Below are 15,925 nucleotides of genomic sequence, written 5' to 3' on the forward strand. Positions count from 1 at the left end.
TGGCGGTGTAGCTCAGCTGGCTAGAGCGTACGGTTCATACCCGTGAGGTCGGGGGTTCGATCCCCTCCGCCGCTACCATATTTTCCAATACTAAGAACACCGCATTGCGAGGCAACACATTTATAACTCACATCCTGTGAGCCCAAGGACCTTTAGCTCAGTTGGTTAGAGCAGACGGCTCATAACCGTCCGGTCGCAGGTTCGAGTCCTGCAAGGTCCACCACTTGAATCATTTTAATTTGGAGGAATACCCAAGTCCGGCTGAAGGGATCGGTCTTGAAAACCGACAGGCGGGTCAAACCGCGCAGGGGTTCGAATCCCCTTTCCTCCTCCATTTTCATATTTTATTATCGCGGGGTGGAGCAGCCCGGTAGCTCGTCGGGCTCATAACCCGAAGGTCGCAGGTTCAAATCCTGCCCCCGCAATCATTTGGTCCGGTAGTTCAGCTGGTTAGAATGCCTGCCTGTCACGCAGGAGGTCGCGGGTTCGAGTCCCGTCCGGACCGCCATTTTTTTATTTGGCTCAGCAGCTCAGTTGGTAAAGCAAGCGAATATTCTTCCTCGATTTTGCTTCAGCGTACCGTTTCGGACGCAGCATGAGCGGGACGAAGGACAAAAGGCTTTAAGTTTATGAATATGTTTGATCTTGGCTCAGTAGCTCAGTTGGTAGAGCAAAGGACTGAAAATCCTTGTGTCGGCGGTTCGATTCCGTCCTGAGCCACCATTTGCATCATGGCGGCTATGGCGAAGTGGTTAACGCATCGGATTGTGGCTCCGACACTCGTGGGTTCGATTCCCATTAGTCGCCCCATCTGATTTTAATCCGCATGCGGGTGTAGTTTAATGGTAAAACCTCAGCCTTCCAAGCTGATGTCGTGGGTTCGATTCCCATCACCCGCTCCATACATATAAAGGGTACTAGGGGCCTGTAGCTCAGCTGGTTAGAGCGCACGCCTGATAAGCGTGAGGTCGATGGTTCGAGTCCATTCAGGCCCATCATTATGAATATTCCGCAGTAGCTCAGTGGTAGAGCAATCGGCTGTTAACCGATCGGTCGCAAGTTCGAGTCTTGCCTGCGGAGCCAATCTGGGGAAGTACTCAAGAGGCTGAAGAGGCGCCCCTGCTAAGGGTGTAGGTCGGGTAACCGGCGCGAGGGTTCAAATCCCTCCTTCTCCGCCAGATGGCCCCTTGGTCAAGCGGTTAAGACACCGCCCTTTCACGGCGGTAACACGGGTTCGAATCCCGTAGGGGTCATACGAAACATGAAACACCAGGAAGTTATTTTTAACTTCCTGGTGTTTTTTTTATATTTACAAAATTTTAACATGCGCTTTATAGTTATTTTTAAAAAAATAAGGGAAATTAATAAATAAATGTTCGAAATAAAGAAGGAGAATGTGTATTTTTAAAGAATACTAACAATATTAAAGTAAATAAGGCATTATCTGCATTTTCCTCTTCTCCACTTCACCAAGAATACATAAATAAAAGGGTGTGAATCATGTCATCGAAAACTTTTTATCCAACCGAGTTTGATCTTCATTTATTCCATGAAGGAAATCTTTTTAAGGCGTATAAATTATTTGGGTCACATATTCAAAATGAAAAAACGTATTTTGTTTTATGGGCTCCAAATGCAAAAAAGGTACGAGTGATTGGTGATTTTAACAATTGGAATGGCCTTGAATTCGAAATGAATCGAATATCAGCAGAAGGTGTATGGTTTTTGGAAGTTCCTCTTAATTTAGAAGATTCATTGTACAAATATGAGATTGTCGCTCAAAGCGGGAGAGTTATTCATAAAACGGATCCTTTTGCCGTTATGACAGAGCTCCGTCCCAAAACAGCTGGTGTAGTTAAAACGCTTGATGAATATGAATGGGGGGATGAAGAATGGTTTAATAATAGTCAGCCTTCTCATATATATGAGGAACCATTAGCTATTTATGAAATGCATTTAGGCACATGGAAGAGAAAAGGAAAAGATGAAAATGATCTTTATACGTACCGTGAATTAGCGGATATGCTGATTCCGCACGTAAAAAGCCAAGGATTTACCCACATTGAAGTGATGCCTGTAACAGAGCACCCATTCGATCGTTCCTGGGGTTACCAAAGCACGGGTTATTTTGCAGCTACTAGACGGTATGGCGAACCAAAAGATTTTATGTATTTTGTCGATGAATGCCATCGCGCAGGATTAGGGGTCATTATGGACTGGGTGCCTGGTCATTTTTGCAAAGATGCGCATGGGCTTCATAATTTTGACGGCAATTTCAGCTATGAATACGAAAACAGCTGGGATCGTGAAAATTATGTATGGGGAACGGCGAATTTTGATTTAAGTAAAACAGAAGTACATAGCTTTTTAATTTCGAACGCTCTTTTTTGGATGGACTATTATCATATTGACGGTTTTCGAGTAGATGCAGTCTCGAACATTTTTTACTGGCCGAATAGGGAAGGGCTTGAAGCTAATCCACATGGTGTATCATTTTTACAAAAATTGAACAAAGCTGTTTTTGCATTTAAGCCGGAAGCGCTTATGATCGCGGAAGATTCCAGCGATTGGCCGCAGGTAACCGCTCCTGTACATCAAGGCGGAATTGGTTTTAATTACAAATGGAACATGGGCTGGATGAACGATGTGCTTGAATACATGGAAACTCATTGGAACGAACGCCCGCATAAACATCATCTCATGACATTTTCACTTATGTATGCCTATTCGGAAAACTACATTTTACCATTCTCACATGATGAAGTCGTTCATGGGAAAAAATCGCTTCTTGATAAAATGCCAGGAGACTATTGGCAAAAATTTGCTCAACTGCGTTTGCTGCTTATGTTTATGACAGCACATCCTGGAAAAAAACTGCTGTTTATGGGAACAGAGCTTGCTCCTTTTTCTGAGTGGAAAGACCTTGAAGAAATTGATTGGCATTTAATAGATTATGATATGCATCGCAGTTTTAATCATTACTTCAAGGAGCTTATGACTTCCTATCAAACAGAACCGGCCTTATATGAACTTGATCACAGTCCGGAAGGCTTTGAATGGATAGATGTGCATAATCAGGAACAAAGTATTTTGTCTTTTATACGTAAAGACAAGGGGGGAAATCCACTCGTAATTGTTTGTAATTTTGGTGATTATGGGTACAGTGATTATAAAATAGGTGTCCCAAAAGAAGGACAATATGAAGAAGTTTTAAACAGTGACAGATCCTTGTATGGTGGTTCTAATCAGATAAACAATGGCCTGATCAAAACGGTTGCAGATTCATTTCATGGGCAGCCTGCTTTTGTTGAAATAAATGTACCGCCATTTGGCGCAGTATATTTGCGCTACGTAGACGAAAAGGGGAGGAACTAACATGGTAAAACAAAAATGTGTAGCAATGCTTCTAGCTGGAGGAAAAGGTAGCCGTTTAAAAGAATTGACTGAGAGCCTTGCAAAACCAGCAGTGCCATTCGGTGGAAAATACCGTATTATTGATTTCCCACTTTCCAATTGTGTAAATTCAGGAATCCATACAGTCGGTGTTTTAACACAGTATCAGCCACTTGTATTAAATTCATATATCGGAATTGGAAGTGCATGGGACCTTGATCGTAAAAATGGCGGAGTAACTGTTTTGCCTCCTTACAGCGAATCGTCCGAAGTGAAATGGTATTCTGGGACAGCGAGCGCTATTTATCAAAACTTAAATTATATTAAACAATTTGATCCAGAATATGTTCTTATCTTATCCGGTGACCATATTTATAAAATGAATTACGACACAATGCTTGATTATCATATTGAAAAACAAGCGGATGTCACAATTTCTGTGATTGAAGTGCCTTGGGATGAAGCGAGCCGCTTCGGGATCATGAATACAGATGACGAATACAATGTAACACGCTTTGACGAGAAGCCTAAAAAACCGGAAAGCAACTTGGCTTCTATGGGGATATATATTTTTAAATGGCCTGTTCTTCGCAAATATTTAGAAATGGATGAAAGCAATCCAGATTCATCAAACGATTTCGGAAAAGATGTCATTCCGGCAATGCTTGCTGATGAATTAAAATTAATTGCTTATCCATTTAAAGGGTACTGGAAAGACGTTGGAACAGTAAAAAGCTTATGGGAAGCAAACATGGATTTGCTCGATGACGAGCAGGATTTAAATCTATTTGAACATTCGTGGCGCATTTATTCAGTTAATCCGAACCAGCCGCCTCAAATTATTGGCACAAAAGCAAAAGTAAAGCATTCGCTTGTCAATGAAGGATGTATAATTGATGGGGCAATCGAGCAGTCCGTTATGTTCCAGGGTGTAGAAGTAGAAGAAGATGCTGTTATTAAAGAATGTGTAGTTATGCCGAATGCCCGTATTGGCCGCGGTTCATTTATTGAACGGGCGATCGTCATGAATGGCTTGGAAATACCGGAAAACACCATTATTCGAAACGACGCTGACGATATTTTGCTCATCACAGAAGCTTTTTTAGCAGAGCATGCGGAACAACAGACGAGAGTGGAGGAAGCCTAATGAAAAAATCAATGCTTGGTGTCATTGATGCAATACTGCTGCCGGAAGAGATGGGTGAGCTTGCAGCTCATCGTTCTCCTGCAGCGATCCCTTTTGCGGGAAGGTATCGGCTTGTTGATTTTGTTTTATCCAATATGGTCAATTCGGGCATCCAAAGTGTAGCGATTTTCCCAAGATCTCCATACCGCTCATTAATGGATCATTTAGGTTCCGGGAAAGACTGGGATTTAAACCGCAAGCGTGATGGGCTTTTTTTCTTCCCAGCTCCTGCAAAAGAAGGCCAGTTCAGCCGAATGGCAGAACATCTTGATTATTTTAACCGCAGTGATCAAAAATATGTTATTTTGTCTAACAGTACAACAGTGGCAAACATGGATTTTGCGCCTGTGCTGGATCGGTTTATTCAGCACAAAAGTGATATTTTAGAAGTTATACACAAAGGTGAATCTGCCCATATTTATCTTTTATCACTTCCGCTTTTACTTGAGTTAATCAAAAACCGCCATGAAACGGGCTACAAATCCATGCAGGATGTTGTCGAAGATGCCGGTTCTTCCTTAACAATAAGCGAGTATGAATTTGAAGGCTTTTTAAAACGGATTAAATCGATTGACGACTATTATCAAACGAGCATGCAATTGCTTGAAAAAGAAAAATGGAGCGAATTGTTTAATGAGTTTCAGCCAATTTATACAAAAGTGAAAGATGAACCGCCAACAAATTACCTAGCGGGTTCTTATGTAACAAATGCAATGATTGCGAATGGGTGCGTTATTGAAGGTGAAGTCAACCATAGCATCATATTCCGCGGGGTAAAGATTGGGAAAAAATCCACAGTAAAAAATAGCATTATTATGCAAAAAAGTAAAATTGGCCAAAATTGTATTTTAGAACATGTGATTATCGATAAAGATGTTTCTGTAGAAGATGGTGCGGTTCTGCGCGGGACACCTGACGAACCGCTCGTCATTAAAAAAGGATCGGTTGAAAGTGCGGTGGCAAGTTCGTGAAGGTTCTATTTGCGGTGTCAGAGTGTGTTCCGTTTGTTAAATCAGGGGGGCTTGCCGATGTGGCAGGCGCCCTTCCAAAAGAATTAGCTAAAATGGGCGTAGATGTGCGGGTCATTATGCCGAAATACAGTCTTATTTCTGAAAAATATGAAAAAGAAATGAAGCAAGTGGCGGTTTTTACAGTACCTGTAGGATGGCGCAATCAGTATTGTGCTGTTTTTGAGTTTAAGCAGGATGGCATTACTTATTATTTTGTCGACAACCTTTACTATTTTAGAAGAGATAGTTTATATGGTCATTATGATGATGGAGAACGTTTTTCTTATTTTACAAGAGCGGTTCTCGATTCATTGTCTCATCTCGACTTTTTCCCGGATATTCTGCACTGCCACGATTGGCATACCGCGATGATGCCGTTTATGCTCAAAGTTGAGCATCAGCATCGTCCGGGATATGAAAAAATCCGCTCGGTTTTTACTATTCATAATTTAATGTTCCAGGGCATCTTCCCGCCTCAGGCTGTGACAGATTTATTAAACTTGCATAGCCAGCACTATCAGACAGGACACCTTGAATTTAATGGGAATACAAATTTCATGAAAGGAGCACTTGTGGCTGCTGATGAAATTACAACGGTCAGTCCTACATACCGGAATGAAATTTTAAATCCCTATTTCGGTGAGCAGCTTGAAGGGGTACTTCAAGAACGCCAGGGCGATTTAACTGGTATATTAAACGGAATCGATTATTCAATTTATAGCCCGGAAACGAATGAAGCCGTTAAACCGTATAGCGTGAATAATATGGCTGGAAAAGCGGAAAACAAGCTTCTTCTTCAGGAATTTTTTCATTTGCCAGTACGTAAAGATGTTCCGGTTATCGGCTTGATTTCTCGTTTGACAAAGCAAAAAGGGCTTGATCTCGTTCGCCATGTGTTCCATGAAATGATCCATGAAGATGTTCAATTTATCCTGCTTGGCAGCGGGGAACCCGAGTTTGAGCATTTCTTCCGCGAGATGGAGTGGGTGTATCCGGATAAAGTTCGCTCATATATTGGGTTTAACGAACATCTGGCGCATCAAATTTATGCAGGCTCTGATTTGTTTTTAATGCCTTCACAATTTGAGCCGTGCGGTCTTGGGCAATTAATTGCGATGAAATATGGTTCACTTCCACTTGTTCGGGAAACAGGCGGCTTAAATGATACGGTCCATTCGTACAATGAAGAAACAGGAGTGGGCAATGGTTTTTCATTTAGCAATTTCAATGCGCATGACATGCTGAATACATATCAGCGCGCTTTGAATTTTTATCAGAACGAGCCTGCCACCTGGGCGAAAATTGTCGAGAGTGCAATGAAAGCAGACTACAGCTGGTCGCAATCTGCCAAAGCGTATATGAAACTATATGAGGATGTATCCAACAGGAGGGAAAGTCATGTTTTCTGATAAAAAAGCGTTTCAGGAGTCGTTTAAAAAGCGGCTGGAGCAATCATATAGTATCAGCTTTCAAGACTCGACACGCGCTCAGCAGTTTGTCACGCTCAGCAACATGGTTCGAGAACATATTAGCAGCGAATGGATTGAGACAAACGAGCGTTATCGAAAAGGGAATAAGCAAGTATATTATTTATCGATTGAATTTTTGCTTGGCCGCCTGCTCGGACAAAATTTAATCAACCTTGGTTTGTATGAAACACTTGAAACATGGCTGGCTGACTTAAACATTCCACTTGACGAACTGGAGGAAATTGAGCCGGATGCCGCGCTGGGAAATGGCGGTCTCGGCCGCCTTGCTGCTTGTTTTCTGGATTCACTTGCTTCGTTAAATTTGCCTGGACATGGTTGCGGCATTCGTTATAAGCATGGTTTATTTGAGCAAAAAATGGTTGATGGCTTCCAAATGGAACTTCCGGAAAATTGGCTTCGTTATGGATATGTGTGGGAAGTGCGAAAATCCGATTTGTCAGTAGATGTTCCGTTTTGGGGCAGCGTGGATGTTATTGAGCGTAAAGAAGGAACGAAATTTCGCCACGTAGATGCAGAATACGTGCGGGCTGTTCCACACGATATGCCGGTGGTGGGTTACGGCGGTGAAACAATCAACACATTACGTCTATGGAGTGCGGAAATGTCAACGATGACACCGATGCATGACGTGCTTAAATATAAACGGGAAACGGAAGCTATTTCTGAATTTTTGTACCCGGATGATTCAAATGACGAAGGGAAAATTTTGCGCTTAAAACAGCAATATTTTCTCGTTTCTGCTAGTATCCGCTCGATTTTGCGCCGATTTTTAAGCAATGGCGGCGAGCTGAAAGAGCTCCATAAACATGTAGCGATTCATATTAACGATACACATCCGGTCTTGGCTATTCCGGAATTAATGCGTCTTTTGCTGGATGAATATCAGCTTTCATGGGACGAAGCATGGCACATTACGGAAAGAACCTTTGCTTATACAAACCATACGACGCTTTCGGAAGCACTTGAACGCTGGCCGATTCGCATTTTCAAGCCGCTTCTGCCGCGCATTTTTATGATTGTAGAAGAAATCAATGAACGATTTTGTAAACGTTTATGGGAAGAGTATCCGGGAGAATGGGGACGGATCGAGAAGATGGCGATCGTTGCTAATGGTGAGGTTCGTATGGCTCACCTGGCGATTGCCGGCAGTCACAGCATCAATGGTGTAGCTTGGCTTCATACTGAAATTTTAAAGAACCGTGAAATGAATGACTTCTATCAGTTCCAGCCGGAAAAATTCAATAATAAAACGAATGGGATTACCCATCGCCGCTGGCTGCTGAAAGCAAATCCAGAATTGACGTCTCTTTTAACTGAAACAATTGGAGATGGATTCCAAAAAGATGCAGCTGAGCTCTCTAAGCTTGCGCCGTATGCGGATGATTCTGCGTTTCTTCAAAAGCTGTGGGATGTAAAAACGAAGCGGAAAGAAATTTTGGCCAAGCGTATTTTTGAACAAAACGGCGTTAAAGTTGATCCATCATCTATTTTTGATGTACAGGTGAAACGGCTTCATGCGTACAAGCGGCAGCTGTTAAATGTTCTTCATATTTTGGCTCTTTATAATAAAGTAAAAGCCGATTCTTCTTATCAAATGGCGCCACGCACGTTTATCTTTGGTGCTAAAGCATCGCCTGGCTACTTTTATGCCAAGCGGATTATTAAACTGATTCATTCTGTAGCCGATCTTGTAAACAACGATCCGGCGACAAAAGGGCTGATTACGGTTGTCTTTATGGAAAATTACCGTGTTTCACTTGCGGAAGATATTATTCCAGCGGCCGATATAAGTGAACAAATCTCCACAGCGAGTAAGGAAGCATCAGGTACCGGCAATATGAAATTTATGATGAATGGTGCGATTACCATGGGAACGCTGGATGGAGCAAACGTGGAAATTTTAGAACAGACCGGCCCTGATAATATTTTCATTTTTGGCCTGAAAGCGGAAGAAGTGATGTCGTATGATAAAGAAGGCGGCTATCGTTCTATGGATTATTATCATCACGATCCGCTCATTCGCCGCACGCTTGATCAGCTCGTAGATGGCACACTTGATGATAAAGGATTGTTCGGGGTTATTTACGACTCTCTTTTAGGGGAAAATGATCAATATTTTGTCTTGAAAGATTTTGAATCATACCGAAAAACACAGGAAGAGGCCGGGCGTATTTATGCAGAGGATCAGGCACGCTGGCGCAAAATGATGGTGAACAATATTAGTGGCTCGGGCATATTTTCCAGTGACCGGACGATTAAAGAGTATGCGAAAGAAATTTGGAATATTTAAGAAAAAATCCAGCGGCGTTACGTCGCTGGATTTTCATTGTCTTCCTCTTTTTTATACAATTCATTATAATTTTCATTGTCTTCACTGAAGTCTGATGGCGTTTCAGATGTCCCATCGTTCGCTGCGTCACTAAAGCTGTCAATGCCGTCATCCGGGTGAGGAATACGGTCTTCCGGCACGCGGTCAGTCTCTAGAGTCTGGTTAGGCGAGTTCTCTACTGAATAAAGAGTGGTTGGAACAGCTTGCAGACGCTCAAATGGAATTTCTTCGCCGCTTTTTTGGCAAATGCCATATGTGCCTTCTTTCATTGCCGCAAGAGCAGCATCAATTTTTTCAAGCTCTGCGTGACTATGTTCATCAAGCGCCATATCCCGCTCGCGCTCATACAACTGGGTGCCTGTATCAGCCGGATGATTGGCATATGAAGACAGTTCGCCTTCATCCTGGTTTTCTTCATCCTGTTCAATCTGATTGGTCAGCTGTTGTTTTTGTTGGAGCAGTTCCTGCTTTAATTCACTCAATTGATCTTTCGTCAGCATAAGTCTTCTCATCCTTTCATTTATATCTCTCTATAACCGTTTTGTCATAGAAAAAAACCCGATTGTCAGATCGGGTTAAAAAAGGTAGCTGATACATAGGCCAATCGCCAACAAAAATCCGTAAAATGTGTTTGTCTGTGCGGTTGCTTTCATGGCGGGCATCATTTGCACCGGGAGTGATTTGCCTTTAAATCCATTAACAGCCTTAAAAGCTTTCGGAATGCTCAAATACGAAAGAAACAGCCAAAAAGATCTTAAATCCGTAAACAATAAAACGATCACCCATAGAAATGCAATCACGAACGAAGCAGCTAAGAGCATAACGGCACGATCATGGCCAATTAAAATAGCGATCGTTTTCCGTCCGGCTTCTTTATCACCAATACGGTCCCGAATATTGTTTGCTAAATTAATACTGCCCACGAGTAAAATAATCGGAAACGAAAATAATACAGCTGTCATCGAAAGAAAGCCAGTTTGAATGAAAAATGAAATGTAAATAATGACGCCGCCCATAAAAAAACCGGACGCGGCTTCACCAAACGGTGTATAGGCAATCGGCAGCGGGCCGCCTGTATATAAGTAGCCAACAGCCATGCAGATTACACCGATTAAGCCGATCCACCAGGAAGAAATCGCGCAAATGTAAATGCCAAGTAAAAGTGCAATGCCAAAAAAAGCAAACGCCATATGCAGCACGGTTTTTGGCTTTACACCATTCCGGACAATAGCACCGCCAATGCCAATCGATTTCTCCGTGTCGAGGCCGCGCTTAAAATCAAAGTATTCATTAAACATATTCGTCGCTGCCTGAATAAGCAAGGAGGCGATCATCATGGCTAAAAACAATGGAACGTGCAAGTCTGTATACGCAATGGCGAGCGCTGTCCCGAGAAAAACCGGCACGAACGCGGCGGTTAACGTATGAGGCCGCATAAGCTGCCACCATATTTGAAAACCGGTATCCGCCGAAGGGGTTTGGTTCATTATTCTTCTCTCCCAATCCATCATTGTGAACAATTAAACAAATGTCCTTTATCAAGTGTAGAAAACGGAACCAAAAGTGTCAATCCTTTTTCAATATTACAGCGGCACAGAATATTTTCGGAAAAATCAAACATTGTCATTCAGAAATGAAAATGTGATGTAAGTGGTATATAATAAAGAGTAAAGATAAAGAGCGCGGCATTTGCCGCAACGTCTTAATGTCCTGTAAAATAAGGGGCTAAAGAAGTTTGGCCGTATGTGGTCGGCACAATGGAGGGGTTTCATTGGCTATGATAAAGGGGCATCCGCTTAAAGGGGCCTTTGTTGATTTTATAAATGATATAAACGGTTCGACTTTGTTCAGCTATGTAGAAAAAGTAGAAAAAGGCGATCCGATCCGTTTTTATGAAAACGGAAAAGAATGGTATAAAGGAGAGCGGTTTTATTTTAAAGACCGCGACGGCGATCGGGTCATTGCCGGATTGGGAAGTGTCCGGACCATCCAAAGCGCAAGTTCCGGCCGTTTCGCGGATGTGGAATCGCAGTGGGATGCATTTATGGACCGTTCATCGATACACAACCCGTATGATATTTATGGGACAGGTCCTGTCGCATTTGGCGGTTTTTCTTTTGATCCGATGCGGTCGCAGGGAGAAGAATGGTCCCGGTTTGCGCCTTCTTTTTTTTATGTGCCGGAACTGATGATGACAATGTATGGCGGTGAAATGTATGTGACGGTCAATATGGTTTGCGAAGACGTAGATTCAAGTCCTTTATTTGACCGAATTGAAGAACGAAAGCATGCGATCCTATCCGATATGAAACATCCATCTGAAAAAGAAGCCGTGCTGATGGAGCTTCGTGCCGGTAATACAGCAGCCTGGAAGAAGTCGGTTCAGGCTGCTGTCGATAAAATTAAAGCGGATGCTGAATTGAAAAAAGTTGTACTTGCCCGGAAAGTAACAGCGGTTTTTGACGGAACGGTATCATCCGACCGTGTTCTGCGGCGCTTGGATGAAGGGCAGCCGGACAGCTTCGTTTTCTCAATGGAAGCGATGGACAGCTGTTTTTTAGGCGCTTCTCCGGAAAGACTTGTAAAAAAGCGGTCTCAAACCGTATTGACGACCTGCCTGGCCGGTTCAACGGCCCGTGGTGCAACAGAGCAGGAGGACGCGGAACTAGCTGAAGAGTTATTACATGATGATAAAAATCGGATTGAACATGACTATGTTGTGCAAATGATTCGCCAGGAGATGCAGTCAATGTGCCGAAGTGTGACAGTGCCGGATGCGCCGGTCGTCATGAAAGTAAGAGACATCCAGCATTTGTATACACCGGTCGTTGGCGAGGCAAATGAAGAAGATTCAATTTTACGATTTGTGGAAACACTTCACCCAACACCTGCATTAGGGGGGCTTCCAGGGGAAAAGGCGCTCGGAGTCATTCGCGACCTGGAAGAAATGGATCGGGGCTTTTATGCGGCGCCGGTCGGTTGGATGGACTATCGGAAAAATGGAGAGTTTGCCGTTGCCATCCGTTCAGGGCTGATTGTGCAAAATGAAGCCTTTTTATATGCCGGCTGCGGAGTTGTACCGGATTCCAATCCGGAAACTGAGCTCGATGAAACGAATATGAAACTGCGGCCGATGCTGCGGGCGATTGGAGGCGGCAATGAATAACCATCAAGACAATATGACACAGTATAACGCGCATTTTATCGACAGCCTTGTCCGCTCCGGCGTCAAGCACGCAGTAATCAGTCCGGGCTCCCGTTCAACACCGATGGCTTTGCTGATGGAAGAGCATCCGCGGCTGCGCACGTTTATTCAAGTAGATGAGCGATCAGCGGGATTTTTTGCCCTCGGTTTGGCGAAAGCCTCGCAGCATCCGGTGGCGCTTTTATGTACATCCGGCACGGCAGCCGCAAATTACATGCCGGCTGTCGCTGAAGCGAAAATTTCAAGGGTTCCACTTATTGTATTAACAGCGGACCGCCCGCCGGAACTTCGTGACGTTGGCGCACCGCAAACGATTGACCAGCTTCATTTGTATGGACACACAGCAAAATGGTTTGCGGAAATGGCGCTGCCGGAAGCGGCGGAAACGACTTTACAATACGTGCGAACACAAGGCGCGCGTGCGGTGTTTGAATCACTCACTGCCCCCGCTGGCCCTGTTCATTTGAACTTTCCGTACCGGGAGCCGCTGTTGCCGGATTATGACGGCGTTTATGAACGAATGTTGATACCGGCACCTGTGCGACTGATTTCTGGTAAAAAAGTGCCGGATTCAATTATGATGGATGACATTGCCAAAGCGCTTCAAGTTGAAAAAGGGCTGATTGTCGCGGGTGAAATCATAAAACCGGGAATAGCTGATGCCATTGTTTCGCTTTCCGAAAAAACGGGCTGGCCAATTGTGGCTGATCCGCTTTCGCAGCTTCGGGCAAATCATAAAGCGATCGACAGCTATGACGCTTTTTTACGGGATGATGAAGTAAAGGAAGCTTTAAAACCGGAAGCGATTATCCGGTTCGGCGCGCTTCCAGTGTCCAAAGCGCTAATGCTCTTTATGAAACGCCACCACAAGATTCCACACATGATTGTCGATGCGGATGGAGGCTGGCGTGATCCGTCACATATTGCAACGCATATGATCAACGTTGATGAGGTGGCTTTCTGCAGTGAAATGGTTAAACGACTGGATCAGAAACGAGCCGATTGGCCGAAAATGTGGCAGGATGTAAACGCGGCAGCCCGATCCGAAATGAAAAAAGCAGAAGGGATGGATGAAGGTGCCCTGTTCCAACGCTTTTTGCAGGCAGTACCGGATGGTGCTTCTGTTTTTGCAGGAAACAGTATGCCGATCCGTGACCTCGATTCGTTCTTGTTTGCAGGCGAACAAAACGTCCGTCTGCACGGAAATCGGGGTGCGAATGGCATAGACGGGCTCGTTTCGACTGCACTTGGTATTGCCGCGAGTGGTGAGAATGTTTTTGCTGTCATGGGCGATTTATCTTTTTTTCACGATGTAAATGGGCTGCTTGCAGCGAAAATGAACGGATTGTCGATGACGGTTCTTGTCATGAACAACGACGGTGGCGGTATTTTTTCTTATTTGCCGCAAGCGGGTGAACAAAAACATTTTGAACGGTTATTCGGCACACCGTCCGGTTTAAAGTTCGATCATGCAGCGGCATTATATGGCTGCCATTATGCTCGGATAACAAGTGCTGCCCAGCTCGAGAAAGAATTGACGGAAAAACGTGAAGGCATAACCATTTTAGAAGCATTTACAAACCGGGCAGAAAACACGGCGATTCATCGCAAGCTATGGCAAAATGCAATAGAAGCGGTGAAAAAGGTGATCCGATGACGTTTTTTTTTCAAATAGAAGGAAAGGGAGAACCAGTACTTTTTTTGCATGGGTTCACTGGAAGCTCTCGTACGTGGGCAGGGTTTGAAAACCCTCTCCCCTTTCAGCTAGTTATGCCGGATCTCGCCGGGCACGGCCGGACAACACGTCTTTCATCCAGTCTTGAAGCAGAAGCGTCAGCGTTAAAAAAAATGATGACCCAGCAAGGATTTGCGTCTTTTCATCTTGTCGGCTATTCAATGGGCGGGCGGCTGGCACTGGCGCTGGCGCTTCTTTATCCGGAAGCGGTCCGCTCTCTCATTTTAGAGAGCGCTTCACCCGGACTCGAAAGCAAGCAGGAACGCGCTGAAAGAAAAGCGTCGGATGAAAAGCTGGCACAAAGGATTGAAAAGGATGGCATTGCTCCATTTGTTGATTTTTGGGAGAATATCCCAATGTTCAGCTCGCAAAAATCGCTGTCGGTTTCAATCCGGGAAATGATTCGTTCAGAGCGTCTAAATCAGTCATCAGAAGGGCTTGCATCGTCACTCCGCCAGATGGGAACAGGCAGTCAGTCCTCTTATTGGCAACGGCTTTCTAACCTGCAGATGCCTGTCTTGCTGCTGACAGGCACGCGGGACGAAAAGTTTACTCAGATCGCTTGTCAAATGAGCAGCTTGATCCCTTTTTGCGAGTGGATTGAATTTGAAGGAGCTGGTCATGCAATTCATGTGGAGCAACGCGAAAAATTTGGTACAATAGTAAAGAAGTTTTTGTTAAACATAAAAGGAGGGCAACAAAGTGGCAGTTAATTGGGTAAAAGAACGTGAATATGAAGATATTAAGTATGAAACGTATAATGGCATTGCCAAAGTGACGATCAATCGTCCGGAAGTACATAACGCATTTCGTCCGAAAACCGTCACGGAAATGATTGATGCATTCGCTCGTGCGCGAGACGATTCAAAGGTCGGCGTGATTATTTTAGCAGGAGAAGGCGGGAAAGCATTTTGTTCTGGCGGCGACCAGAAAGTACGCGGCCATGGCGGGTACGTGGGCGACGATCAAATCCCCCGCTTAAATGTGCTTGACTTGCAGCGCTTGATCCGTGTGATTCCAAAGCCGGTTATCGCGATGGTAGCGGGTTATGCGATCGGCGGCGGCCACGTGCTTCACGTTGTATGTGATTTAACGATTGCAGCGGACAATGCGGTATTCGGCCAAACAGGTCCAAAAGTCGGCTCCTTTGACGCAGGTTATGGCTCAGGTTATCTTGCCCGCATCGTTGGACACAAAAAAGCGCGTGAAATTTGGTTCCTGTGCCGTCAGTACAATGCACAAGAAGCGCTCGATATGGGCCTTGTCAACACTGTGGTGCCGCTTGAAAAGCTTGAAGAAGAAACGGTACAATGGGCGGAAGAAATGCTTGAGAAGAGCCCGACCGCACTTCGCTTTATTAAAGCAGCGATGAACGCGGATACAGACGGTCTTGCTGGTTTGCAGCAGTTTGCCGGTGACGCGACACTTCTTTATTACACAACGGATGAAGCAAAAGAAGGACGCGATTCATTTAAAGAAAAACGCGATCCGGACTTTGGCCAGTTCCCGAGATTTCCGTAAACAATAAGAAAAAGAGTGTCCATTTTTTATGGACACTCTTTTTTCGATAGAAAGGA

Annotated in this window: 11 protein-coding genes and 12 tRNA genes; 21 read left to right on the plus strand and 2 right to left on the minus strand. The window is 44.3% G+C overall.

Translation table 11 applies throughout. The features are described 5' to 3' along the window. Position 1 precedes the first annotated feature (1 nt). From BA724_RS10720 to BA724_RS10800, 17 genes are all read left to right on the plus strand, one after another. A tRNA-Met gene (locus BA724_RS10720) sits at positions 2 to 78 on the plus strand. A 68-nt stretch (positions 79 to 146) separates the two neighbouring features. Then, positions 147 to 223: transfer RNA gene (locus BA724_RS10725), tRNA-Ile, on the plus strand. Between the two features lie 18 nt (positions 224 to 241). Next, positions 242 to 334, plus strand: a tRNA-Ser gene (locus BA724_RS10730). A gap of 17 nt (positions 335 to 351) precedes the next feature. Continuing rightward, positions 352 to 425: transfer RNA gene (locus tag BA724_RS10735), tRNA-Met, on the plus strand. A gap of 6 nt (positions 426 to 431) precedes the next feature. Further along, positions 432 to 508: transfer RNA gene (locus BA724_RS10740), tRNA-Asp, on the plus strand. Between the two features lie 139 nt (positions 509 to 647). Further along, positions 648 to 723 (plus strand) — tRNA-Phe (locus tag BA724_RS10745). 11 nt (positions 724 to 734) lie between these two features. Next, a tRNA-His gene (locus tag BA724_RS10750) sits at positions 735 to 810 on the plus strand. A gap of 18 nt (positions 811 to 828) precedes the next feature. Then, positions 829 to 902: transfer RNA gene (locus tag BA724_RS10755), tRNA-Gly, on the plus strand. 19 nt (positions 903 to 921) lie between these two features. After that, positions 922 to 995, plus strand: a tRNA-Ile gene (locus BA724_RS10760). A gap of 13 nt (positions 996 to 1,008) precedes the next feature. Further along, positions 1,009 to 1,083 (plus strand) — tRNA-Asn (locus BA724_RS10765). A gap of 4 nt (positions 1,084 to 1,087) precedes the next feature. Continuing rightward, positions 1,088 to 1,178, plus strand: a tRNA-Ser gene (locus tag BA724_RS10770). A 3-nt stretch (positions 1,179 to 1,181) separates the two neighbouring features. Then, positions 1,182 to 1,253, plus strand: a tRNA-Glu gene (locus BA724_RS10775). 247 nt (positions 1,254 to 1,500) lie between these two features. After that, positions 1,501 to 3,375, plus strand: coding sequence for a 1,4-alpha-glucan branching protein GlgB (gene glgB / locus BA724_RS10780; protein WP_069938680.1), 1,875 nt, complete (start codon positions 1,501 to 1,503; stop codon positions 3,373 to 3,375). A gap of 1 nt (position 3,376) precedes the next feature. After that, positions 3,377 to 4,540, plus strand: coding sequence for a glucose-1-phosphate adenylyltransferase (locus BA724_RS10785; RefSeq protein WP_069938681.1), 1,164 nt, complete (start codon positions 3,377 to 3,379; stop codon positions 4,538 to 4,540). Further along, a complete protein-coding gene (locus BA724_RS10790; RefSeq protein WP_069938682.1) occupies positions 4,540 to 5,550 on the plus strand; it encodes a GlgC family sugar phosphate nucleotidyltransferase in 1,011 nt (336 codons plus the stop codon). The genes BA724_RS10785 and BA724_RS10790 overlap by 1 nt, the downstream gene beginning before the upstream one ends. Then, positions 5,547 to 6,998, plus strand: a complete 1,452-nt coding sequence (gene glgA, locus BA724_RS10795) for a glycogen synthase GlgA (RefSeq protein ID WP_069938683.1) — start codon at positions 5,547 to 5,549, stop codon at positions 6,996 to 6,998. Before BA724_RS10790 ends, glgA begins: the two co-directional genes overlap by 4 nt. Next, positions 6,988 to 9,369 (plus strand): glycogen/starch/alpha-glucan phosphorylase, encoded by a 2,382-nt coding sequence (locus tag BA724_RS10800; RefSeq protein WP_069938684.1) that lies wholly within the window; start codon positions 6,988 to 6,990, stop codon positions 9,367 to 9,369. Before glgA ends, BA724_RS10800 begins: the two co-directional genes overlap by 11 nt. A gap of 17 nt (positions 9,370 to 9,386) precedes the next feature. On the opposite strand, the gene BA724_RS10805 is transcribed toward BA724_RS10800, so the two are convergent. Both BA724_RS10805 and BA724_RS10810 read right to left on the minus strand, forming a co-directional pair. Continuing rightward, entirely contained in the window at positions 9,387 to 9,908 is a 522-nt protein-coding gene (locus tag BA724_RS10805) for a TraR/DksA C4-type zinc finger protein (protein WP_069938685.1), read from the minus strand. 75 nt (positions 9,909 to 9,983) lie between these two features. After that, positions 9,984 to 10,895: a 1,4-dihydroxy-2-naphthoate polyprenyltransferase gene (locus BA724_RS10810; RefSeq protein ID WP_083256200.1), complete on the minus strand. Its 912-nt coding sequence runs from the start codon at positions 10,893 to 10,895 to the stop codon at positions 9,984 to 9,986. Positions 10,896 to 11,185: 290 nt separating this feature from the next. On the opposite strand from BA724_RS10810, the gene BA724_RS10815 reads away from it, so the two are divergent. The 4 genes from BA724_RS10815 to menB are packed head-to-tail and all read left to right on the plus strand — an operon-like array spanning position 11,186 to position 15,869. Beyond that, entirely contained in the window at positions 11,186 to 12,574 is a 1,389-nt protein-coding gene (locus tag BA724_RS10815; RefSeq protein ID WP_083256238.1) for an isochorismate synthase, read from the plus strand. Continuing rightward, complete coding sequence (gene menD / locus BA724_RS10820; protein ID WP_069938687.1) at positions 12,567 to 14,270, plus strand: 2-succinyl-5-enolpyruvyl-6-hydroxy-3-cyclohexene-1-carboxylic-acid synthase; 1,704 nt, start codon at positions 12,567 to 12,569, stop codon at positions 14,268 to 14,270. The genes BA724_RS10815 and menD overlap by 8 nt, the downstream gene beginning before the upstream one ends. Next, positions 14,267 to 15,061, plus strand: coding sequence for a 2-succinyl-6-hydroxy-2,4-cyclohexadiene-1-carboxylate synthase (menH, locus tag BA724_RS10825; RefSeq protein WP_069938688.1), 795 nt, complete (start codon positions 14,267 to 14,269; stop codon positions 15,059 to 15,061). The genes menD and menH overlap by 4 nt, the downstream gene beginning before the upstream one ends. Continuing rightward, positions 15,051 to 15,869 (plus strand): 1,4-dihydroxy-2-naphthoyl-CoA synthase, encoded by an 819-nt coding sequence (gene menB / locus BA724_RS10830; protein WP_069938689.1) that lies wholly within the window; start codon positions 15,051 to 15,053, stop codon positions 15,867 to 15,869. Before menH ends, menB begins: the two co-directional genes overlap by 11 nt. Positions 15,870 to 15,925: the final 56 nt, after the last annotated feature.

Source organism: Domibacillus iocasae, from assembly GCF_001750285.1.
GTDB classification, from domain to species: domain Bacteria; phylum Bacillota; class Bacilli; order Bacillales; family Domibacillaceae; genus Domibacillus; species Domibacillus iocasae.